We start from the raw sequence: 20,203 nt of genomic DNA, 5'->3' as shown, positions 1-20,203 counted from the left end.
GGAACACGATGAACGACAAAATCGAGACTGCCGCCACGCCCGACACGGGAACCGCGGCAAAAGCCTCCGAACAGACCGAGGACGGTCCTAGTACGAGTGCGCCGTTACCTGCGACGCACGACGCCCAGGCTGACAGGCCATCCTTCATCGAGCGGCTGACCAGGTATTTCCGGCACCGCAGCGGCACCAACATCCGTGAGGAAATCGTCGACGCGCTGGCCGATACCGACAGCGACGCCGACTCGTTCTCGCCGGGTGAACGGGCCATGCTCAACAACATCCTCAGGCTCCGCGAAGTGCGGGTCGAGGACGTCATGGTGCCGCGAGCCGACATCGAGGCGATCGAACTGAGCGCCAAGCTCGGCGAGGTGCTCAGTGTTTTCGAGCAGTCGGGTCACTCGCGCATGCCGGTCTATGTCGAGACCCTCGACGATCCGCGCGGCATGGTCCATATCCGCGACATCCTCGCCCACATCACCCGCGCCGGCCGCGTCAAGAAGGGCAGGGCGCGCAAGACGCAGTCGCCGGCCGATATCCAGCTCGACCTTGCGCAGGTCGATCTCCAGCGCAGCATCGGCGAACTAAACCTGATCCGGACCGTATTGTTCGTGCCGCCCTCCATGCTGGCATCGGACCTGATGGCGCGCATGCAGGCCACGCGCACCCAGATGGCGCTGGTCATCGACGAATATGGCGGCACCGACGGCCTGGTCTCGCTCGAGGACATCGTCGAGATGGTCGTCGGCGACATCGAGGACGAGCACGACGACGAAGAGCCGATGATCACCCAGGCCGGCGACGGCGTCTATCTGGTCGACGGCAAGGCCGAGATCGAGGACGTCGCCAAGGTTCTTGGCGATGAATTCTCGCCCGGCGAGCACAGCGAGTATGTCGATACCATCGGCGGCATGATCTTCAATTCGCTCGGACGGGTGCCGGCGCGCGGCGAAGTCGTTCAGGCTATCCCCGGCTTCGAGTTCCACGTTCTCGACGCCGATCCGCGCCGGGTCAAGCGCGTCCGCATCGTCCATATCCAGAAGGGCGAGCGCCGCCGCCGTACCAAGGCCGAGCAGGCCTGATCCTTGGCGGCAAAGGTACGATATTTGGTGCCGCCTTGCGGCCCTGCTACAACTTCGATCCGTGATTCTGATGACGAGGGGCATGGATGGAGCGCCTAGCTGGGCGGGCAATTCTGCTGTGGGGATGGAAACGGGCGCTGCTGGCCTTCATGGCCGGTGCGATCGCCGTTCTCGGGCAGGCGCCCTATGACTTCTTCGCGGCCTGTTTCGTGGCGTTTCCAGTCCTGGTGTGGCTGCTTGACGGGGCGGTGGCCGATGCGCCCGCCGGTTTCCTTCGCCGTCTGAAACCTGCCTTTGCCACCGGCTGGTGGTTCGGTTTCGGCTATTTCCTGGCCGGACTGTGGTGGATCGGCGGGGCGCTGCTGGTCGAGGCCGAGAGCTTTGCCTGGGCACTGCCGCTCGCCGTCGTCGGCATCCCGCTGATCCTTGCCTTCTTTTACGGCTTTGCTGCCGCGGTGGCCCGGCTGCTCTGGAGCGACGGCATCGGCCGCATCGTGGCGCTCGCCTTCGCCTTTGGCCTCGCCGAATGGCTGCGCACCTTCCTGTTCACCGGTTTTCCCTGGAACCCGATCGGCTTTGCCGCCATGCCGGTGCCGCTGTTGATGCAGAGCGTGGCGGTGGTCGGCGTCGCCGGCATGAACGTGCTGGCGGTCTTCGTCTTCTCGGTCCCGGCGCTGCTTGCCGAGCGCCGCAACCGCAAGCTGGGTTTCTCGCTGGCTGCGGTTCTGGTGGCGGCGCATGCCGCCTATGGCTATTTCCGGCTGGCGGTGCCCGCCACGCCGTCGGAACGCTCGATCAATGTCCGCATCGTCCAGCCCAACATCGACCTGGCCGAAAAATGGGATGGCACCGTCCGCGATCGCATCTTTGCCAGCCTGCTAGAGCTTTCGAGCGCGCCGCCCAAGGCTGGGGCGGAGAAGCCGGACCTGATCATATGGCCCGAAACATCGGTGCCGTTCCTGTTCACAGAGCGGCCAGACGCCCTGGTAGCGATCGGCGAGACACTGGCCGAGGGCCAGATGCTGCTGGCGGGCGCGGTACGTTTGGAAGGCGGGGCATCGGCGGGGCAGGCGGGGATCTATTACAACTCCGTCGTCAGCATCAACGACAAGGGCGAAATCGTCGAGGCGGTCGACAAGGTCCATCTCGTGCCGTTTGGGGAGTACATCCCGTTCGCCGACGTGATGGCGCGCGTCGGACTGTCGCAATTGGTTGCGGGACCGATGAACTTTGCCGCGGGAACCAACCGGAGGCCGCTCGCGTTACCCGGTGGACTGAAGTCGGTGGCTTTCATCTGCTACGAAATGATCTTTCCGGGTCTCGTTTCAGTTGACGCAGCGTCAACTCAGATTATGGTAAACGTTACCAACGACGCATGGTTTGGCGATACGCCTGGCCCCTACCAGCATTTCCGGCAGTCGCAGGTCCGCGCGGTCGAAAATGGTTTGCCGGTACTGCGCGCGGCCAACACGGGAATTTCCGGCATTGTCGACCCCCGCGGACGGGTTGTGGATGCGCTTGCGATGAATGTGCGCGGCATCATTGATGTCTCTGTCCCTGTGGCTGTCTCAAGCGCTGCCAGGGGGCCAGTTTGGCAGCTTGGCGGTTTCCTCATTTTGTTCCTTTTCGCCGTCGCAGCAGGTGGATTGAAGCTCCGACAGAAGCTCAGGGCGAATTGACACTATGGTTGTTAGAAATTCATATGCTCGCGCGCGGCCAGAGGTCGTGCTTGGTGGTGCTCATGCCCGGGTGCCATCAACTGTCCAACTGGGCTGACTGATAAATAATACAGCTGGAAGAATCCGGCGAGGAAAGACAGTGGAAAAAGAAAACAAGAAAAAACCAAATCCGACCGACGTCCACGTCGGCGGGAGAATTCGCCTGCGACGAAACATGTTGGGAATGAGCCAGGAAAAGCTGGGCGAAAGCTTAGGTATAACTTTTCAGCAAATTCAAAAATATGAAAAAGGAACGAATCGGGTTGGGGCGAGCCGCCTGCAAGCCATATCCCAGATCCTGAGTGTTCCGGTTGCGTTCTTCTTCGAGGACGCGCCCGGACAAGACGGCAGTGAGCATAAAGGGCTGGCTGAGGACTCTTCGGCCAGTTTTGTGGTCGATTTTCTCAGCAGCGCCGAAGGCCTGCAGCTCAATCGCGCCTTTGCCCGGATTTCCAATCCCAAGGTCCGGCGCAAGGTCATCGAGTTGGCCAAGGTTCTGGCCGACGACGAAGAGCAGTGAGCAACGCGCGGCGGCGGTGCGCCGTCGCCACTCCGCTCCACTAACAGACTGACGCGACGAAAGCCTGCTTGACGAGCTCTGGCAGGCTTCGCTAACACGTGTCGCGCCAAATAGATCGGCATCCGCGCCGATCGCTTTCCAAGAGGGGACATCCCGTGTCGCGGCAGAATTATCTCTTCACCTCCGAATCCGTATCCGAAGGCCACCCCGACAAGGTGTGTGACCGCATCTCCGACGAGATCGTCGATCTCGTCTACCGTGAAGCCAAGAAGACCGGCATGGATCCGTGGAAGGTCCGCGTTGCCTGCGAGACGCTGGCGACCACCAACCGGCTGGTGATCGCGGGCGAGGTTCGCGTGCCCGACACGCTGCTCAAGAAGGACAAGAACGGCGAGATCGTGAAGGATGCCGCCGGTCACCCGGTGGTCAATCCGTCGAAGTTCAAGGCGGTGGCGCGCAAGGCCATCCGCGCGATCGGCTATGAGCAGGCCGGCTTCCACTGGAAGACCGCCAGGATCGACGTGCTGCTGCACGGCCAGTCGCCTGACATCGGCCAGGGCGTCGACAACGCCGCCGACCGCCAGGGCGAAGAAGGTGCCGGCGACCAGGGCATCATGTTCGGCTATGCCTGCCGCGAAACGCCGGACCTGATGCCGGCGCCGATCTACTACAGCCACAAGATTCTCGAACTGCTTGCCGCCGCCCGCCACGAAGGCAAGGGCGAGGCGGGCAAGCTCGGTCCTGACGCCAAGAGCCAGGTCACCGTGCGCTACCAGGACGGCAAAGCGCGCGAAGTCACCCAGATCGTGCTTTCCACCCAGCACCTCGACGAGACCTGGGATTCCAAGAAGGTCCGCAGCGTCGTGGAGCCCTACATCCGCGAAGCGCTGGGCGATCTCCAGATCGCCAAGGATTGCAACTGGTACATCAACCCGACCGGCAAGTTCGTGATTGGCGGTCCTGACGGCGATGCGGGTCTCACCGGCCGCAAGATCATCGTCGACACCTACGGCGGTGCTGCCCCCCATGGCGGCGGCGCGTTCTCGGGCAAGGACACCACCAAGGTCGATCGCTCGGCGGCTTACGCGGCGCGCTACCTCGCCAAGAACGTGGTGGCGGCCAAGCTTGCGGAACGCTGCACCATCCAGCTGTCCTACGCCATCGGCGTGGCCCAGCCGCTGTCGGTCTATGTCGACCTGCATGGCACCGGCAAGGTCGACGAGGCGGTGCTGGAAGAGGCGCTGCGCGAGGTCATGGACCTGTCGCCCTCGGGCATCCGTCGTCACCTCGACCTCAACAAGCCGATCTATGCCAAGACCTCGTCCTATGGCCATTTCGGCCGCAAGCCCGGCCGTGACGGCTCCTTCTCGTGGGAGAAGACCGACCTGGTGAAGGCGATCAAGGACGCCGTAGACGCGAAGGAAGCGGTCGCCGCCTGAGGCGACCGTCAGTTTCATGGAACAGGAACCGCGCCGCAGCCGCACGAGCGAAGCCTTCTTCGGGCGGCGGCGCGGCAAGCCCATCCGTCCGCATCAGGCGGAAGCGCTTGAAAGCGGGTTGGCCCGCTGGGGCATCGACCTCGGCACGCCGGCGCCCGCCGACCTGCGCACGCTGTTCGAGGCGCCCGTCTCGAAGGTCAGGCTCGAGATCGGCTTCGGCGGCGGCGAGCATCTTCGCCACATCGCCGCCAACAATCCCGACGCCGGCTTCATCGGTGTCGAGCCCTTCGTCAACGGCATGGCCAAGATGACGACGGCGCTCGAGGCCGCACCCCTCGCCAACATCCGCCTCTATGACGAGGATGCCACCCAGCTGCTCGACTGGCTGCCGGACGCATCGCTCGACGGCATCGACCTGTTCTATCCCGACCCGTGGCGCAAGAAGAAGCACTGGAAGCGCCGCTTCGTCAGCCCGGTCAATCTCGGCCGCTTCGCCCGCGTGCTGAAGAGCGGCGCGAAATTCCGCTTCGCCTCCGACATCGATACCTACGTCAACTGGACGCTGCAGCACTGCCGCGTGCATGGTGGCTTCGAATGGCAGGCGGCCGAGGCTGCCGACTGGCACACGCCCTACGCGGGCTGGACCCGCACGCGCTACGAGGCCAAGGCGATCCGCGAAAACCGCACGCCGGCGTATCTGACGTTTGTGCGCGTGTGAACTTGACGTCGGGTGGCTTGTCCACTCCGCATGGTGCCGGCTCCGTAGTCTTTGCGTCACGGCATGGATTCCCGACACTCTCCGCTCGTTCCACTCGCTCACGAGGTCGGGAATGACGAGCTTCATTTGCTGTCATCGCCAGCCGCCAACGCTTGCGTTTCGCCGAACGCAACCGTTGGGCATACACCATCGCTGATGTGTCTATGCCAAACGCAGACGTTGAAGGTTTTCTGAGACGCTATCTGCAATCCGTCATTCCCGACCTCGTGAGCGAGTGGAACGAGCGGAGAGTGTCGGGAATCCATGCCGTTGCGGCTTCATGGCAGTCGCTTGCCATACATCAGCATGCATCGCGACCGAGACAAGCGGTTCAGCCCTCGACCGCCGGCAACACCGCCCGCACCCTGAGCCCGCGCCCGTCGGTCCCGGCCGAAAGTTCCAGCCGCCCGCCGAACAGGGCGGCGATTTCCTCGACGATCGGCAGGCCGAGGCCGGCGCCCGGCTTTTCGCCCGCCTTGCCGCGCACGAAGCGCTGGCGCACGCTTTCCAGCTCGGCCGTCGGGATGCCCGGCCCGGTGTCCTCGACCTCGAGCAGGACTTCGGCCCCGTCCGCGATCACCTTGACGGTGGCTTCGGTGTCGGGCCCGGCATAGGCGAGCGCGTTCTCGATCAGGTTGCGGATCATCTCGGCGAGCAGCATCGGCTCGCCGCGCACGAAAAGCGCCTCCTCGCCCTCGAAGCCGAGGTCGATGCCGGCGGCGTGGGCCTGGGTGACGCGGTCGGCGGTGAGCGCCTGGGCGAGTTCGGTGAGGTTCACCGCGCCAAGGCTTTTCAGCTGCTCGGATGCCGCCTCGTCGACCTTGGCAAGCAGCAGGAGCTGGGCGATCACGCGCTCGGCCTGCGCCACCGCCTCGTCGCCCATGCGTGCCGCCTGCCGCGCCTCGTCGAGCGAATGCGCCCGGGAGGCGAGTGCCAGCTGGGTGCGGATGATGGTGAGTGGCGTGCGCAACTGGTGGCTGGCGTTGCCGGTGAAGTGGCGCATCGCTCCCAACGCCGAGCCCAGCCGACCCATGAAGGAGTTGACGGTGTCGACCAGTCCGCGCACCTCCTTGGGCACCGATTGCTCGATCGGATGCAGGTCGTCGGGGTTGCGTTCGGCGATGGCGTCGCGCAATCGGTAGAGCGGCCGGAGCGAGAAAGTGACGGCGAGCCAGACGATGGCCGCGGCACTGCCGATCAGGATGGCCAGGCGCAGCGCCGAGCGCAGCAGGATCGTCTGCGCCAGTTGCGTGCGGGCGATGGTCGTCTCGGCGATGGTGACGACGAAGGGAATCGAGGTCGCCCCGGTCGAGGCGGCGCGGGAGAGCGAGCTCAGCCGGATCGGCTCGCCGCGGAAGGTCGCGTCGGAATAGCCGCTTTCCTCGCGGGCGAGGCCCCCGATGACGGGTAGCGTCTGGTAGCCGGTGATGAAGCCGTGCGGACCGTCGACCCGGTAGAACACGCGGTCCTGGGCAGCGGAGGTCAGCATTTCCAGCGCGACATAGGGGATGTCGACCTCAAGCGCGCCGTTTTCGGCGACCACGACGCGTTCGGCAATCGCCAGCGCCGAGCCGGCGAGCACGCGGTCGGAAACGGCATTCGCCGTGTCGACGGCTTCGTAGTAGGTGTCGGCCAGCGCGATAAGACCGATCGCCACCAGCGGCACCAAAAGCCACAGCAGCAGCCTGCTGCGCAGGGAATAGGGTCTCGTTCTCGCCATCAGGGGAGGGGCAGCTTTTCGAGATAATAGCCGATGCCGCGCGCCGTTCGGACGGTCAGGCCGTAGGGCGCGAGCCGCTTGCGCAGCCGGCTGACATATTGCTCGATGGCGTTGGCGCTCAGATCCTCGTCGAAGCCGGCGAGCGACTCGATGATCGCCTGCTTGGCGACGACCTTGCCGGCGCGCATGAACAGGGTTTCGAGCAGCGCGAGTTCCCGCGCGGGGATGTCGATGGCTGCCCCCCTCGCGGAAAAGCTGCGCGTGTTGAGGTCGAGCGCCACCTCGCCGAAGGAGACGGTGGAGGCCTTCAGCCCGGCACGGCGGCGCAGCAGCGTGCGCACCCGCGCTTCCAGTTCGCTGACGTCGAAGGGCTTGACCATGTAGTCATCGGCGCCGAGATCGAGCCCCTTCACCCGCTCGTCGAGCGAATGCCGGGCCGACAGGATCAGCACGGCAGCGTCGTGCTGGCGGCCGCGCATGGTGCGCAACACGTCGAGCCCGTCCATCTCCGGCAAATTGAGGTCGAGGATGACGAGGTCGAAGCGCTCGGTGGCCAGCACGGCGACCGCCGACGCTCCGTCGCCGACGACATCGACGGCATAGCCGCTGCCCCTGAGCACCGCGGCGAGGCCGCCGGCCAGCGTCGCGTTGTCCTCCACCACCAGAATGCGCAACCGAAATCTCCTTGCCCGCCCAACCGGACGATGCCCATTCGACGAGCAAAGGTCCAGTGCCGCATTTTGCGCTTCGCCGTTGTGCGGCAGCCCCGGCTGATGCATGGTCTGGCGATCATGCGCCTGGCCGTTATCATCATCCTTGTTTGTCTTGCCGCTCCGGCGCGCGCCGACCTTACCATCTTTCCGGCGTTGAACGGCGATGCGGCCGCCCGAACGCTGGTGGTCTATTCGTCGCTCGATGCGCCTTTGGCCAAGCCGATGATCGACGGCTTCCAGAAAGCCAATCCCGACGTCGCCGTGCGCTACGAGGATCTGCTGACGACTGACATCTACGACCGTGTCGTTGCAGAGACGGACGAGGGCACCGGTACCGCCGACATCGCCTTTTCCTCGGCCATGGACCTGCAGGTCAAGCTCGCCAATGACGGCTACGCCCAGGAAAGCCGGCTGCCGCTGTCGGACCGCTGGCCGCGCTGGGCCAACTGGCGCGACACCGCCTATGCGCTGACCTTCGAGCCGGCGGTGTTCGTCTATCACAAGCCGAGTTTCAAGGACGCGCCGCCGCCGGCGACGCGCGGCCAGTTCGTCGACTTCCTCAAGGCCAGGGGCGACGAGGTCTATGGCCGCATCGCCACCTACGACATCGAGCGCTCGGGCGTCGGCTTCATGTTCATGGCGCGCGACCAGGAACAATACCCTGATATCTGGTCGGTGATCCGCACCATGGGCGCGGCCGGCGTGAAGCTCTATTCGACCAGCGGGGCCATCCTCGAACGCATCGCCGATGGCCGTTTCGTGCTTGGCTACAACATTCTGGGCTCCTATGCCGCCGACTGGGCGGCGCGCAATCCCGATGTCGGCATCGTCCTGCCCAAGGACTACACGGTGGTGATGTCGCGCATCGGGCTGGTGCCGGCTGCCGCCAAGTCGCCCGACCTCGGCCGCCGCTATCTCGAATATTTCATGTCGGACGAAGGCCAGACGGTGATGGCGCGCGAACTCCAGATCGCGGCCGTGCATCCCGATGTGTCTGGCGAAAATACCGCCAACCGGATGCAGGAAGTTCTTGGCGGCCAACTGCGCCCCGTACCGGTCAGTCCCGGCCTGATGGTCTATCTCGATCAGGTCAAGCGTTCCCGCGTCATCGAACGCTGGAACGAGGCGTTGCGCAGCCCCTGACCCCGGTGCAGCCAACCTGTCGCATCGGTGTCAGTTAGATGTCAGGTTGCTGCGCTAGGGAGGTTCTGGCCCGTCCGTTGGAGGCGGCGAGGCTCGGAAAGTTCGGGAGGACTTCGAACAGGTTTCCAAAAAATGCTGCCCGACGGCGACATTATCGCTGAGCGGAGGGGCGGGAAACGCTGCGCATCAAGCCGGCTGAAGGTCCGGCAGGCTCCTTCCCCCGATGTTCCGAGACGCTGCCTGGAAGGCGGGCCTCGAAACTGAAAAGCATTTGCCCCGCATATGCGGGTTGCAAGGGAGGGACAGCAATGAAGCAGTTCGTATTGGCATCCATCATCGCGGGCGCGCTCGCCCTGCCGGCCGCTGCGGCCGACTACAAGATCATGGCCCCGGCAGCCCCCGGCGGCGGCTGGGACCAGACCGCGCGTTCGATGCAGACCGCGCTCCAGGACGAGAAGATCTCGGGCTCCGTGCAGGTCAACAACGTTCCGGGCGCCGGCGGCACCATCGGCCTCGCCCAGTTCGTCAACCAGGCCAATGGCGATCCGAGCCAGCTCATCGTCGGCGGCTATGTCATGGTCGGCGCGATCCTGACCAATGCTTCGCCTGTCACGCTCGACCAGGTCACTCCGATCGCCCGTCTGACCGGCGAGTACGAGGCGCTCGTCGTGCCTGCCAGCTCCGACATCAAGGACATGGCCGGCCTCGTCGAGAAGCTGAAGGCCAATCCGGGTGCGGTTTCCTGGGGCGGCGGTTCGGCCGGCGGCACCGACCACATCACCGCAGGCCTGATTGCCAAGGCCGTCGGCGTCGACCCGACCAAGGTCAACTACATCGCCTATTCGGGCGGCGGTGAAGCGCTTGCCGCCATCCTCGGCAACCAGGTGACTGTCGGTATCTCCGGCTACGGCGAATTCGCCGAGCAGATCAAGGCTGGCACGCTGCGTATCATCGGCATCTCCGCCGACGCCAAGGTCGATGGCATCGATGCGCCGACCTTCAAGGACGGCGGCGTCGATGTCGCGATCCAGAACTGGCGCATGGTCGCCGCTGCTCCCGGCATCTCGGCCGAGCAGAAGGCCGCCGTGCTCGCCGACGTCGAAAAGATGGTCACCTCGGCTTCGTGGCAGAAGATCCTCGCCGACAAGGGCTGGGCCAACACCTATCTCGCCGGCGACGACTTCGCAGCCCAGCTGAAGAAGGACAACGAGGCGACTTCGGCGATCCTGAAAGACATCGGCCTGGTGAAATGAGCCAGGACGCTCGCAACGAAGCGAAGCGCCGCCCCGACTGGGCGGCGCTTGTCATCGCCGCCGGCCTTGCCGCTCTGGCCGCGCTGATCGCCTGGAGCACTGCCAGCCATGGCACTGCCGCCAATTATGCCCGCGTCGGCCCGACCACCTTTCCCTATGTGATCTCGGTGGCGTTCTTCGGCCTGTCGATCTGGACGGCCTTCGAGGCCTTCCGCGGCGATTTTCCCGAGCGCGAGCACCAGGAAATCAGTCCGATCCTGTGGATCGTCGGCGGTCTCGCCGCACAGATGCTGCTGCTCAAGGCGGCAGGCTTCGCGATCGCGACTGGCCTGCTGTTCGCCGCGACCGCGCGTGCATTCGGGCGCGGACCGCTGTGGAAGACGATCCCCATCGGCATCGTCCTGTCTTTCGTCATCTGGGTCATCTTCGCCAAGGGACTGCAGCTCTCGCTGCCCGCCGGCCCGCTCGAACACCTGCTGTTCTGAGCGATTTTTAAGGGAGCTCGGCTCTAAATGGATACGTTCGGTCTGCTGGCGCAGGGACTGCTCACGGCTCTCGAGCCGATGAACATGCTCTATGCGCTCATCGGCGTCACGCTCGGCACCGCTGTCGGTGTTCTTCCCGGCATCGGACCGGCGCTGACTGTCGCGCTGCTCCTGCCCGTCACCTACAAGCTCGATCCCGCGGGGTCGCTAATCATGTTCGCCGGCATCTATTATGGCGGCATGTATGGCGGTTCGACGACGTCGATCCTGCTCAACACGCCGGGCGAAAGCGCCTCGATCGTTACTGCCCTCGAAGGCAACAAGATGGCGCGCGCCGGGCGCGGCGGGCCAGCGCTGGCGACCGCTGCGATCGGCTCCTTCGTCGCCGGCCTGATTGCCACCATCGGCCTGGCCTTCATTGCGCCGACGGTCGTCAAGATGGCGCTGTCCTTTGGTCCGGCTGAATATTTCGCGCTGATGATCCTCGCCTTCATGACCGTGTCGGCCGCCTTCGGCGATTCGACGCTGCGCGGGCTGACCGCACTCTTCATCGGCCTGGCGCTTGGCCTGATCGGCATAGACCTGCAGACTGGGCAGGCGCGCCTTTCCTTTGGCGTTCCCGACCTGCTTGACGGCATCGAGGTGACGACGCTGGCGGTGGCGCTGTTTGCCGTCGGTGAGGCACTGAGCGTTGCGGCCTCCAAGGGCGGCGATTCGACCATCCAGGCAATCAAGGGATCGGTGTGGATGACACGCGAGGACTGGCGGCGTTCGTGGAAGCCGTGGCTGCGCGGCACCGCCGTGGGCTTCCCGATCGGCGCGATGCCGGCCGGAGGTGCCGAGATCGGCACCTTTCTGTCCTATTCGATGGAAAAGCATCTGGCTGAAAAGCCGGAAGAATTCGGCCATGGCGCCATTGAGGGTGTTGCGGGTCCGGAGGCAGCCAACAATGCGTCTGCCGCCGGCACGCTGGTGCCGCTCCTGACGCTCGGCCTTCCGACGACGGCAACGGCAGCCATCATGCTCGCCGGCTTCCAGCAGTTCGGCCTGCAGCCCGGCCCGCTGCTGTTCGTGACCAATTCCCAGCTCGTGTGGGGTCTGATTGCTTCCCTGCTCGTCGCCAACCTGATGCTGCTGGTGCTCAACCTGCCGCTGATCGGCGTCTGGATCCGTTTGCTGACCATCCCGACACCCTGGCTCTATGCCGGCATCCTGTCGTTTGCGACGCTTGGCACCATCGGCGCCAATCCGTCGACCTTCGAGCTCGGCATGCTGCTTGCATTCGGCCTGCTCGGCTATGGCCTGCGCCGCTTCGGCTATCCGATCGCGCCTGTCGTCGTGGGGCTTATCCTCGGGCCGATGGCTGAACAGCAACTGCGCCGTGCGCTGGCCATCAGTCAGGGCGATCCAATGATCCTCGTTCACTCGCCGATTGCGATCGTCCTGCTGTTGCTTGCAGCGACGGCCGTGCTGCTGCCGCTTTATCTGCGGGCTCGCGGCAGGGGCAAGGTGCTGGCCCAGTTGGCCGCTGCCGAGGACTGAGGTCTTCGGTCAGGAAACGAAAAAGCCGAAGCCCGGGAACCCGCGCTTCGGCTTTTTCTTTTGCCCCGCCTGTAACCAGGAAATCCAGGAGACAGAGCGGCGAATCCGCTGGGGGTCACCGCTCCGGAGCGCATCCCTGCTGCGCCGCATCTCCGCAAGGAGACGCAGTGGACGCCGCAGCATGTTGGATCTGCAGCCCTTGTCCTTGAGGACGCGGGCCTGATCCCGTGGGCGCTCTCTGCCCCTGACGTCGAAAACTCAGTAGCGGCGGATCCGGTCGAAGTGCCGGGGGTCGATGCCCAGCATGACCAGATCCTGATTGTCTGGACGATGACCGCGCTCGACCGCCGCTGCTGCAGCCACGGCGCTGCCGAAGGTACGGACCAGTTCGCCGATGCGTGCGAGGGGCTTGCGGGCGTTCATCTTCATCATCCTTGTTGCGTCGCATCATTTGTTTGTGCGATGCAGCAAATATAGGTGTCTCCGACAAATCCGGTAGGGGTGCTCACGCATGTTTGCCATGCATCTGCTGCAAAGGTCTGTAAAATGTCGACCGGTGGACGCGGACGGCGCCGACACTTGAAAGCCACGCCGTCTTCGGCTATATGAGCGTCAAATTCTTGGTCGGTATGACGAAGAGTGGGTCCACCCGGTCCCGCTCTTTTTTGTTACCTACCGGCGGTTTGGAGAACCAATGACCGAAAACGCAGCCGAACAGACAGGCGACGACCGCATCATCCGCGAGACCGGCATCGACGCCCGAGTCGCCTTGATCGTGGAGCCGGTCATTCGCGCGATCGGCTTCCGTCTCGTCCGCGTCAGGCTTTCGGGTCAGAATGGCCTGACGCTGCAGATCATGGCTGAGCGCGAAGACGGCACCATGACCGTCGAGGATTGCGAAGAGGTGAGCCGCGCGGTTTCGCCCGCCCTCGATGTCGAGGATCCGATCGAAAAGGCGTATCATCTGGAAGTGTCGTCGCCCGGCATCGATCGGCCGCTGGTCCGCAAGTCGGATTTCGCCAACTGGATCGGCCATCTGGTGAAGATGGAAACCTCGGTCATGGTTGCCGACCGCAAGCGCTTCCGTGGCAAGATTGCCGAAGCGGACGACGAAGGCATCCTGATCCAGCGCGACCAGGCTGCCTATGGTGAAGAGCCGACGGTGCGCGTACCCTTCGAGACGATCTCCGACGCCCGGCTGATCCTGACCGACGACCTGATCCGCGATGCCTTGAGCAAGGACAACAGGGCCCGCAAGGACGCCAAGAAGCATCGCGGCGAGACCGACGATGCGAGCGAAGACGAAGAAACCGAAACGGAAGACTGACAGAGCCGTGTGGCTGGACCCGGTCCGGCTCGAAGCTCGGGGAGAAAGACAATGGTTGTAAGCGCCAATAGGCTCGAACTGCTGCAGATCGCCGACGCGGTCGCCCGCGAGAAGTCGATCGACAAGCAGATCGTGATCGCCGCCATGGCCGACGCGATCCAGAAGGCGGCGCGCTCGCGCTATGGCCAGGAAACCAACATCCGCGCCGACATCAACCCCAACACGGGCGAGATGAAGCTGCAGCGCCTGATGGAAGTGGTCGACAAGGTCGAGGACTATGCCACGCAGATTGCGCTGACCTCGGCGCGCGAGCGCAATCCCGACGCCCAGCTCGGTGATTACATCGCCGAACAGCTGCCGCCGATGGATTTCGGCCGCATTGCCGCGCAGTCGGCCAAGCAGGTCATCGTCCAGAAGGTGCGCGAGGCTGAGCGCGATCGCCAGTTCGACGAATACAAGGATCGCATCGGCGAGATCGTCAACGGCACCGTTAAGCGCGTCGAATACGGCAACGTGATCGTCGATCTCGGCCGTGGCGAGGCGATCATCCGCCGTGACGAGCTGATCCCCCGCGAAAACTACAAGTATGGCGACCGCGTCCGCGCCTATGTCTACGACGTGCGCCGCGAGCAGCGCGGCCCGCAGATCTTCCTGTCGCGCACCCATCCGCAGTTCATGGCGAAGCTGTTCACCATGGAAGTGCCCGAGATTTACGACGGCATCATCGAGATCAAGTCGGTGGCCCGCGATCCGGGTTCGCGCGCCAAGATCGCCGTCATCTCGCGTGACAGCTCGATCGATCCGGTCGGCGCCTGCGTCGGTATGCGCGGTTCGCGCGTCCAGGCCGTCGTCGCCGAGCTTCAGGGCGAAAAGATCGACATCATTCCGTGGTCGCCTTCGGCCGCCTCCTTCATCGTCAATGCGCTGCAGCCTGCCGAGGTTGCCAAGGTCGTGCTCGACGAGGACGCAGAGCGTATCGAAGTCGTGGTGCCGGACGACCAGCTGTCGCTGGCCATCGGCCGCCGCGGCCAGAACGTTCGCCTGGCCTCGCAGTTGACCGGCTGGGACATCGACATCCTGACCGAGGCTGAAGAATCCGAGCGCCGTCAGAAGGAATTCGTCGAGCGTTCGACGCTGTTCATGGAAGCGCTCGACGTCGACGAGATGGTCGGCCAGGTGCTGGCTTCCGAAGGCTTCACCAGCGTCGAGGAAGTCGCTTACGTCGATTCCGACGAGATTTCCTCGATCGATGGCTTCGACGAAGACACCGCCTCGGAAATCCAGGCCCGTGCCCGCGAATATCTCGACAAGATCGAGGCCGAGCACGACGACAAGCGCAAGGCGCTCGGCGTCCAGGACGAACTTCGCGAAATCCCCGGCATCACCACCGCGATGCTGGTGGCGCTCGGCGAGGATGGCGTCAAGACGGTCGAGGACTTCGCCGGCTACGCTGCCGACGACCTCGTCGGCTGGAAAGAGCGCAAGGACGGCGAGACGAAGTTCTTCCCCGGCGTGCTTGCTGATTACGGCGTGTCGCGCGCCGACGCCGAACAGATGGTTGTTGCTGCCCGCCGCATGGCCGGCTGGATCTCCGAGGACGAAGTGTCCGAGGAAGAGCCTGCCGACGTCGCCGGTGAGTGACGTGAGGCGGGCCGGAGATAACTTTGGACGAAATGAACGATCGCACCTGCATCGTCACGCGCCAGAGCGGCGAAACGGATAATCTGATCCGTTTCGTCGTCGGCCCGGATTCGACTGTTTTTCCGGACCTCAAGAGAAAACTGCCCGGCCGCGGTTGTTGGGTGACCGCCGACCGCCTACATGTCGACAAGGCTGCGGCCAAGGGCATGTTTGCGCGGGCGTTCAAGGCCCAGGTCGTCGTGCCGCCCGATTTGGGTGCTATGGTCGACACCTTGCTCGCCAAATCGGCGCTCGGTTCGCTCGGACTGGCCCGCAAGGCCGGTCTGGTTGCGCTCGGTGCCGCCAAGGTCGACTCCTCGGTGCGCGCCGGAAAGGCGCTACTTGTGCTTCATGCCTATGAGGGCGCCGAGGACGGCGTCCGCAAGATCACGCAGGCCCGCAAGGCGACCGTCCATCTGGGCGGGCCTGCAACGCCCGCCTATAAACTTTTTTCCGAAGCGGAATTGGGTTTGGCATTAGGGGCAACAAATGTGATACATGCTGCCGTTCTCGCGGGAGACGCGGGCAAGGCGGTCGTAAAGCGCATGGTTGCGCTTGACCGATATCGGGGCGGATCCCCGGATGATCTGGCAATGATTGCGGCGATTGCCGACGACGATGATGCCGCAGAGGATATGGAATGAGCGACACCAAATCGGGCGATGACAAGACGTTGAGCGTCACTCCGAAGAAGACCTTGACGCTGAAGCGCCCGGGCGCGGAGCAGGGTACCGTGCGCCAGAACTTCTCGCACGGCCGCACAAAGGCGGTCGTCGTCGAGACGAAGAAGCGCAAGTTCCACATGCCCGGTGATAAGCATGAGCCAGTTCATACCCCGGCTCCCGCTGCCGCTCCGGCGCCTGCAGCTCCGGCAGCGGTTGCTCCGGCGCCTGTAGCTCCGGCAGCGGTTGCTCCGGCGCCTGCGCCTGCTCCGGTCCAGGCCGCAACCCCCGTGGTCGCGCCCAAGCCGCAGCCCGCAGCACCAGTGGTGTCCAGGCCTGTCGCGGCAGCTCCCGCTCCTGTCGTTCGCGACACGCCGCGGCCCGCGCCTCAGCCGAGCCGCTCCGGCATGGTGCTGAACACGCTGTCGCGTGGTGAGATGGATGCGCGCCGCCGCGCGCTCGAAGGTTCCGTCGCGCGTGAACAGGAAGATCGCGCACGCGCCGCCGAAGACGCCCGCCGCCGCGCCGAGGAAGATGAGCGCCGCCGCAAGGAGCGCGAAGAATCGGCACGCCGCCAGGCCGAGGAAGAAGCCAGGCTGAAGACCGAGGCCGAATCCCGCCGCCGCGCCGAGGAAGAGGCACGCCGTCGCGCGCCTTCCGCCGCCGAAGCCAATGCGCCTGACGATGAAGTCGAAGCGAAGCCGAAAAGCCGCAGCGCCGGCGCCCCAGCTGCTACGCCGGTGCGCCGCATTGCGACCCCGGAAATCGCTCGTCCGGCCAAGACCAAGACCGAAGACGATCGCCGTCGTGGCAAGCTGACGCTCAACACGGCCCTGTCCTCCGTGGATGGCGACGCGCGCTCGCGTTCGCTGTCGGCGATGCGTCGCCGCCAGGAGAAGTTCAAGCGTGCGATGCACCAGGAGACGCGCGAAAAGATCATTCGCGAGGTCGTCCTGCCCGAGACCATCACCATCCAGGAACTCGCTCAGCGTATGTCCGAGCGCGCCGTGGATGTCGTGAAGTTCTTCATGAAACAGGGCCAGATGATGAAGCCCGGCGACGTCATCGACGCCGATACGGCTGAACTGGTCGCCGGCGAATTCGGCCACACGGTCCGCCGCGTTGCCGAGTCCGACATCGAGGAAGGCCTGTTCGACATCGCCGACCGCAGCGAGGACCTGGTGTCCCGCCCGCCGGTCGTGACCATCATGGGCCACGTCGACCACGGCAAGACCTCGCTGCTCGACGCCATCCGCAGCGCCAACGTCGTGTCGGGCGAGGCCGGTGGCATCACCCAGCACATCGGCGCCTACCAGGTCGAGAAGAACGGTCAGAAGATCACCTTCATCGACACGCCTGGCCACGCCGCCTTCACGGCAATGCGTGCTCGTGGCGCCCAGGCGACCGATATCGCCATCCTGGTGGTTGCGGCCGACGACAGCGTCATGCCGCAGACGATCGAGTCGATCAGCCATGCGAAGGCGGCCGGCGTGCCGATCATCGTGGCGATCAACAAGATCGACAAGCCGACGGCTGACCCGCAGAAGGTCCGCACCGAACTGCTGCGCCACGAAGTCTTCGTGGAATCCATGGGCGGTGAAGTGCTCGACGTCGAAGTTTCGGCCAAGAATGGCACGAACCTCGACAAGCTGCTCGAAGCCATCCTGCTGCAGGCCGAAGTGCTCGACCTCAAGTCCAACCCTGACCGTACCGCCGAAGGCGTGGTCATCGAGGCCAAGCTCGACAAGGGCCGCGGTCCGGTTGCCACCGTTCTGGTGCAGACCGGTACGCTGATGCCGGGCGACATTTTCGTCGCAGGCAGCCAGTGGGGCCGCGTCCGTGCGCTGGTCAATGATCGTGGCGAGCACCTCGAAGAGGCACCGCCGTCGATGCCGGTGGAAATCCTCGGCCTTCAGGGCACCCCTCAGGCTGGCGACCGTTTCGCGGTCGTCAACAACGAGGCCCGTGCCCGCGAGATCACCGAGTACCGCCAGCGTCTGGCGCGCGACAAGGCCGTCGCAAGGCACGCCACGCAGCGCGGCTCGCTCGAGCAGATGATGTCGCAGCTGCAGTCGTCGGGTCTCAAGGAGTTCCCGCTGATCATCAAGGGCGACGTGCAGGGTTCGGTCGAAGCGATCGTTACCGCGCTCGACAAGCTCGGCACCGACGAGGTGCGTGCGCGCATCGTTCATGCCGGCGCTGGCGCCATCACGGAAAGCGACGTCACGCTCGCCGAAACCTCGGGTGCGGCGATCATCGGCTTCAACGTCCGTGCCAACGCGCAGGCACGTCACGCAGCCGAGCAGTCCGGGATCGAAATCCGCTACTACAACATCATCTACAGCCTCGTGGATGACGTTAAGGATGCGATGTCGGGCCTGCTGTCGCCGGAACGCCGCGAGACCTTCATCGGCAACGCCGAGATCCTCGAGGTGTTCAACATCACCAAGACCGGCAAGGTCGCGGGTTGCCGCGTCACCGAAGGCAAGGTCGAGCGTGGTGCGGGCGTCCGCCTCATCCGCGACAACGTCGTCATCCACGAAGGTACGCTCAAGACGCTCAAGCGCTTCAAGGACGAAGTCTCCGAAGTGCCGGTCGGCCAGGAGTGCGGTATGGCCTTCCAGAACTACGAAGACATCCGCCAGGGCGACATCATCGAGTGCTTCCGCGTCGAGATGGTGACCCGGAGGCTGTAAGCTTCCTTCGCCGTCAAACCGTTTGGACGGTGGCCGTTCGGCCGCCGTCCGTTATCGTGCGGCAGGACGTGCGGTTCCATTCCGCCCCCTGCGACATATGGATTTCAGGACCATGTCCCGTTTTACGAGTTCAGGCCCCTCCCAGCGCCAGTTGCGCGTCGGCGAGCAGGTGCGTCATGCGCTGTCCGAAATGCTCCAGCGCGGCGAGATTCTCGATCCGCTGATCGAGACGACCGTGATCTCGATCTCCGAGGTGCGCATGTCGCCGGATCTCAAGATTGCGACGGCTTTTGTTTCGCCACTTGGCGCGCCGGATGCCGCCGCGGTGGCTGCCGCCCTCAACAAGCACGCCAAGTTCATCCGTGGCCGCGTTTCCTTTGCCTTGCGGCAGATGAAATACATGCCGGAATTCCGTTTCCGGCTGGACACCAGTTACGACAATTTCGCCAAGATCAACGATCTGCTGCGCTCGCCCGAAGTGGCGCGCGACCTGGGCGGCGAAGAAGACAAGGAAGACTGACATGTCGCGTCGCGGCAAGAAGAAAGGCCGGCCCGTCTCCGGCTGGCTGGTGCTGGACAAACCAGTGGGCATGGGCTCGACCGAGGCCGTGTCCAAGGTGAAGTGGCTGTTCAACGCCGAGAAGGCCGGCCATGCCGGCACCCTCGATCCGCTCGCCTCCGGCATGCTGCCGATCGCGCTCGGCGAAGCCACCAAGACTGTGCCCTATGTCATGGACGGCGCCAAGGTCTATCGTTTCACCGTCGCCTGGGGCGAGGAGCGCTCGACCGACGACCTCGAGGGCCCGGTAACACAGACCTCCGACAAGCGCCCCTCGGAAGACGAGATCCGCGCCATCATGCCGAAATACACTGGCGTGATCATGCAGACGCCGCCGCAGTTCTCGGCAATCAAGATCGCCGGCGAGCGCGCCTATGACCTTGCCCGCGGGGGCGAGACGGTCGACATTCCGGCGCGCGAGGTCGAGATCGGCAGCCTCGAGATCATCGAGAACAGCGCCGACCGGACCGTCTTCGAGATCGAATGCGGCAAGGGCACCTATGTCCGCTCGCTGGCTCGCGACATGGGCCGCGATCTCGGCTGCTACGGCCACATCGCCGAGCTTCGCCGCACCGAGGTGGAGCCCTTTACCGCCGAAGATTTCGTCACCATCGCCGAGCTTGAAGCGGCGCGCGCCGCCGGACAGCCAGATGGCGAAGAGGGCAGGTGGGATTTCACCGGGATCGACGAGTTCGTGGTCGACACCTCCGCCGCGCTAGACTGCATGCCGCACGTCATCGTCACCGACGAGGCCGCCACCAAGATCAGGCTCGGCAATCCGGTCATCGTGCGTGGCCGCGACGCGCCGGTGGAGGCCGAAGAGGCCTGCGCCACCGTGCGCGGCAAACTGGTCGCCATCGGTGCCATCGAGCAGGGCATGTTCAAGCCAAAGCGCGTCTTTACCGCTTGA

Annotated in this window: 18 protein-coding genes; 15 read left to right on the top strand and 3 right to left on the bottom strand. The window is 64.5% G+C overall.

Annotation, left to right across the window (positions count from 1 at the left end; all coding sequences use genetic code 11):
- Window positions 1–8 precede the first annotated feature (8 nt).
- The 5 genes from ABSY17_RS21265 to ABSY17_RS21245 all read left to right on the top strand — a co-directional run bounded on the left by ABSY17_RS21265 (window position 9) and on the right by ABSY17_RS21245 (window position 5,474).
- Complete coding sequence (locus tag ABSY17_RS21265) at window positions 9–1,079, top strand: hemolysin family protein (RefSeq protein WP_378945131.1); 1,071 nt, start codon at window positions 9–11, stop codon at window positions 1,077–1,079.
- An 86-nt stretch (window positions 1,080–1,165) separates the two neighbouring features.
- Window positions 1,166–2,758, top strand: coding sequence for an apolipoprotein N-acyltransferase (lnt, locus tag ABSY17_RS21260; protein ID WP_378945129.1), 1,593 nt, complete (start codon window positions 1,166–1,168; stop codon window positions 2,756–2,758).
- A gap of 139 nt (window positions 2,759–2,897) precedes the next feature.
- Window positions 2,898–3,317, top strand: coding sequence for a helix-turn-helix domain-containing protein (locus ABSY17_RS21255; RefSeq protein ID WP_378945126.1), 420 nt, complete (start codon window positions 2,898–2,900; stop codon window positions 3,315–3,317).
- Between the two features lie 155 nt (window positions 3,318–3,472).
- Window positions 3,473–4,756, top strand: coding sequence for a methionine adenosyltransferase (gene metK / locus ABSY17_RS21250; protein WP_378945123.1), 1,284 nt, complete (start codon window positions 3,473–3,475; stop codon window positions 4,754–4,756).
- A 16-nt stretch (window positions 4,757–4,772) separates the two neighbouring features.
- Window positions 4,773–5,474 carry a tRNA (guanine(46)-N(7))-methyltransferase TrmB gene (locus ABSY17_RS21245; protein ID WP_378945120.1) on the top strand — a complete coding sequence of 234 codons (702 nt, stop codon included), beginning with the start codon at window positions 4,773–4,775 and terminating at the stop codon, window positions 5,472–5,474.
- Between the two features lie 370 nt (window positions 5,475–5,844).
- Here ABSY17_RS21245 and ABSY17_RS21240 read toward each other — a convergent pair whose 3' ends face one another.
- Window positions 5,845–7,233 carry a sensor histidine kinase N-terminal domain-containing protein gene (locus ABSY17_RS21240; RefSeq protein WP_378945118.1) on the bottom strand — a complete coding sequence of 463 codons (1,389 nt, stop codon included), beginning with the start codon at window positions 7,231–7,233 and terminating at the stop codon, window positions 5,845–5,847.
- Window positions 7,233–7,907: a response regulator gene (locus ABSY17_RS21235; RefSeq protein WP_378945116.1), complete on the bottom strand. Its 675-nt coding sequence runs from the start codon at window positions 7,905–7,907 to the stop codon at window positions 7,233–7,235. Before ABSY17_RS21235 ends, ABSY17_RS21240 begins: the two co-directional genes overlap by 1 nt.
- Before the next feature lie 117 nt (window positions 7,908–8,024).
- On the opposite strand from ABSY17_RS21235, the gene ABSY17_RS21230 reads away from it, so the two are divergent.
- The 4 genes from ABSY17_RS21230 to ABSY17_RS21215 all read left to right on the top strand — a co-directional run bounded on the left by ABSY17_RS21230 (window position 8,025) and on the right by ABSY17_RS21215 (window position 12,369).
- A complete protein-coding gene (locus ABSY17_RS21230; protein WP_378945114.1) occupies window positions 8,025–9,089 on the top strand; it encodes an ABC transporter substrate-binding protein in 1,065 nt (354 codons plus the stop codon).
- A gap of 308 nt (window positions 9,090–9,397) precedes the next feature.
- Complete coding sequence (locus ABSY17_RS21225) at window positions 9,398–10,342, top strand: Bug family tripartite tricarboxylate transporter substrate binding protein (protein ID WP_378945112.1); 945 nt, start codon at window positions 9,398–9,400, stop codon at window positions 10,340–10,342.
- The gene (locus ABSY17_RS21220; RefSeq protein ID WP_378945109.1) at window positions 10,339–10,827 is read left to right on the top strand and encodes a tripartite tricarboxylate transporter TctB family protein; all 489 of its coding nucleotides are present in this window, start codon (window positions 10,339–10,341) and stop codon (window positions 10,825–10,827) included. The genes ABSY17_RS21225 and ABSY17_RS21220 overlap by 4 nt, the downstream gene beginning before the upstream one ends.
- Before the next feature lie 27 nt (window positions 10,828–10,854).
- Window positions 10,855–12,369, top strand: a complete 1,515-nt coding sequence (locus tag ABSY17_RS21215; protein WP_378945107.1) for a tripartite tricarboxylate transporter permease — start codon at window positions 10,855–10,857, stop codon at window positions 12,367–12,369.
- 258 nt (window positions 12,370–12,627) lie between these two features.
- On the opposite strand, the gene ABSY17_RS21210 is transcribed toward ABSY17_RS21215, so the two are convergent.
- Window positions 12,628–12,792, bottom strand: coding sequence for a hypothetical protein (locus ABSY17_RS21210; protein WP_378945105.1), 165 nt, complete (start codon window positions 12,790–12,792; stop codon window positions 12,628–12,630).
- Window positions 12,793–13,063: 271 nt separating this feature from the next.
- On the opposite strand from ABSY17_RS21210, the gene rimP reads away from it, so the two are divergent.
- The 6 genes from rimP (at window position 13,064) to truB (ending at window position 20,203) form a co-directional block, all read left to right on the top strand.
- Window positions 13,064–13,696 (top strand): ribosome maturation factor RimP, encoded by a 633-nt coding sequence (rimP, locus tag ABSY17_RS21205; RefSeq protein ID WP_378945103.1) that lies wholly within the window; start codon window positions 13,064–13,066, stop codon window positions 13,694–13,696.
- Between the two features lie 51 nt (window positions 13,697–13,747).
- Window positions 13,748–15,337 carry a transcription termination factor NusA gene (gene nusA / locus ABSY17_RS21200; protein WP_378945100.1) on the top strand — a complete coding sequence of 530 codons (1,590 nt, stop codon included), beginning with the start codon at window positions 13,748–13,750 and terminating at the stop codon, window positions 15,335–15,337.
- 32 nt (window positions 15,338–15,369) lie between these two features.
- A complete protein-coding gene (locus ABSY17_RS21195) occupies window positions 15,370–16,020 on the top strand; it encodes an RNA-binding protein (protein ID WP_378952938.1) in 651 nt (216 codons plus the stop codon).
- Window positions 16,017–18,734 (top strand): translation initiation factor IF-2, encoded by a 2,718-nt coding sequence (gene infB / locus ABSY17_RS21190; RefSeq protein ID WP_378945098.1) that lies wholly within the window; start codon window positions 16,017–16,019, stop codon window positions 18,732–18,734. The genes ABSY17_RS21195 and infB overlap by 4 nt, the downstream gene beginning before the upstream one ends.
- Before the next feature lie 112 nt (window positions 18,735–18,846).
- Complete coding sequence (rbfA, locus tag ABSY17_RS21185; RefSeq protein WP_378945095.1) at window positions 18,847–19,254, top strand: 30S ribosome-binding factor RbfA; 408 nt, start codon at window positions 18,847–18,849, stop codon at window positions 19,252–19,254.
- A gap of 1 nt (window position 19,255) precedes the next feature.
- The gene (gene truB, locus ABSY17_RS21180) at window positions 19,256–20,203 is read left to right on the top strand and encodes a tRNA pseudouridine(55) synthase TruB (RefSeq protein WP_378945092.1); all 948 of its coding nucleotides are present in this window, start codon (window positions 19,256–19,258) and stop codon (window positions 20,201–20,203) included.

This window comes from Mesorhizobium sp. ANAO-SY3R2, from assembly GCF_042466635.1.
Taxonomy (GTDB): Bacteria; Pseudomonadota; Alphaproteobacteria; order Rhizobiales; family Rhizobiaceae; genus Aminobacter.
The sequence above is the reverse complement of the archived record's forward strand: the minus strand, read 5'-3'. Positions and strand labels throughout refer to the sequence as shown.

Excerpts from the sequence above, each read along its gene's own strand:
- ABSY17_RS21265 (WP_378945131.1), top strand. The coding sequence starts at position 9 with ATGAACGACAAAATCGAGACTGCCGCCACGCCCGACACGGGAACCGCG.
- ABSY17_RS21215 (WP_378945107.1), top strand. The coding sequence starts at position 10,855 with ATGGATACGTTCGGTCTGCTGGCGCAGGGACTGCTCACGGCTCTCGAG.
- ABSY17_RS21220 (WP_378945109.1), top strand. The coding sequence starts at position 10,339 with ATGAGCCAGGACGCTCGCAACGAAGCGAAGCGCCGCCCCGACTGGGCG.
- ABSY17_RS21195 (WP_378952938.1), top strand. The coding sequence starts at position 15,370 with ATGAACGATCGCACCTGCATCGTCACGCGCCAGAGCGGCGAAACGGAT.
- ABSY17_RS21210 (WP_378945105.1), bottom strand. The coding sequence starts at position 12,792 with ATGAACGCCCGCAAGCCCCTCGCACGCATCGGCGAACTGGTCCGTACC.
- rimP (WP_378945103.1), top strand. The coding sequence starts at position 13,064 with ATGACCGAAAACGCAGCCGAACAGACAGGCGACGACCGCATCATCCGC.
- truB (WP_378945092.1), top strand. The coding sequence starts at position 19,256 with ATGTCGCGTCGCGGCAAGAAGAAAGGCCGGCCCGTCTCCGGCTGGCTG.
- lnt (WP_378945129.1), top strand. The coding sequence starts at position 1,166 with ATGGAGCGCCTAGCTGGGCGGGCAATTCTGCTGTGGGGATGGAAACGG.
- nusA (WP_378945100.1), top strand. The coding sequence starts at position 13,748 with ATGGTTGTAAGCGCCAATAGGCTCGAACTGCTGCAGATCGCCGACGCG.
- infB (WP_378945098.1), top strand. The coding sequence starts at position 16,017 with ATGAGCGACACCAAATCGGGCGATGACAAGACGTTGAGCGTCACTCCG.
- ABSY17_RS21245 (WP_378945120.1), top strand. The coding sequence starts at position 4,773 with ATGGAACAGGAACCGCGCCGCAGCCGCACGAGCGAAGCCTTCTTCGGG.
- ABSY17_RS21225 (WP_378945112.1), top strand. The coding sequence starts at position 9,398 with ATGAAGCAGTTCGTATTGGCATCCATCATCGCGGGCGCGCTCGCCCTG.
- ABSY17_RS21230 (WP_378945114.1), top strand. The coding sequence starts at position 8,025 with ATGCGCCTGGCCGTTATCATCATCCTTGTTTGTCTTGCCGCTCCGGCG.
- rbfA (WP_378945095.1), top strand. The coding sequence starts at position 18,847 with ATGTCCCGTTTTACGAGTTCAGGCCCCTCCCAGCGCCAGTTGCGCGTC.
- ABSY17_RS21240 (WP_378945118.1), bottom strand. The coding sequence starts at position 7,233 with ATGGCGAGAACGAGACCCTATTCCCTGCGCAGCAGGCTGCTGCTGTGG.